Origin of the sequence: Gemella bergeri ATCC 700627, from assembly GCF_000469465.1 — a bacterium.
In the GTDB taxonomy this organism is placed as follows: domain Bacteria; phylum Bacillota; class Bacilli; order Staphylococcales; family Gemellaceae; genus Gemella; species Gemella bergeri.
The window spans coordinates 5,080-5,535 of record NZ_KI271845.1; the positions used below are offsets into that span (position 1 = coordinate 5,080).

At 48.9% G+C, this 456-nt stretch carries 4 tRNA genes; all 4 read right to left on the bottom strand.

Features of this window, described 5'->3' with window-relative positions:
- Positions 1-31: 31 nt before the first annotated feature.
- The 4 genes from HMPREF1983_RS04420 to HMPREF1983_RS04435 all read right to left on the bottom strand — a co-directional run bounded on the left by HMPREF1983_RS04420 (position 32) and on the right by HMPREF1983_RS04435 (position 381).
- Positions 32-107: transfer RNA gene (locus tag HMPREF1983_RS04420), tRNA-Gln, on the bottom strand.
- A gap of 13 nt (positions 108-120) precedes the next feature.
- Positions 121-204, bottom strand: a tRNA-Tyr gene (locus HMPREF1983_RS04425).
- 18 nt (positions 205-222) lie between these two features.
- Positions 223-298, bottom strand: a tRNA-Val gene (locus tag HMPREF1983_RS04430).
- Positions 299-306: 8 nt separating this feature from the next.
- Positions 307-381 (bottom strand) — tRNA-Glu (locus HMPREF1983_RS04435).
- Positions 382-456 lie beyond the last annotated feature (75 nt).

The following is a 456-nucleotide window of genomic DNA, read 5'->3' on the forward strand; positions in this document are numbered from 1 at the left end:
CAAATGCTCTACCAACTGAGCTAATGGCTCATGGCTGGGATACCTGGATTCGAACCAGGGGAATGACGGAGTCAAAGTCCGTTGCCTTACCGCTTGGCTATATCCCAATAATACTATGAATGGTGGGGAGAAGTGGATTCGAACCACTGAACCCTAAGGAACGGATTTACAGTCCGTCGCGTTTAGCCTCTTCGCTATCTCCCCTATTTTCGATAAAATAAATGGTGGAGGTTAACGGGATCGAACCGCTGACCCCTTGCTTGTAAGGCAAGTGCTCTCCCAGCTGAGCTAAACCTCCTCCAAAAATGGTGACCCGTACGGGACTCGAACCCGTGTTACCGCCGTGAAAGGGCGGTGTCTTAACCGCTTGACCAACGGGCCAAAAATATAAAAAGGCTAATGCTAATGGATTAGCCTTTTATTTAATGAGCCATGAAGGACTCGAACCTTCGACCC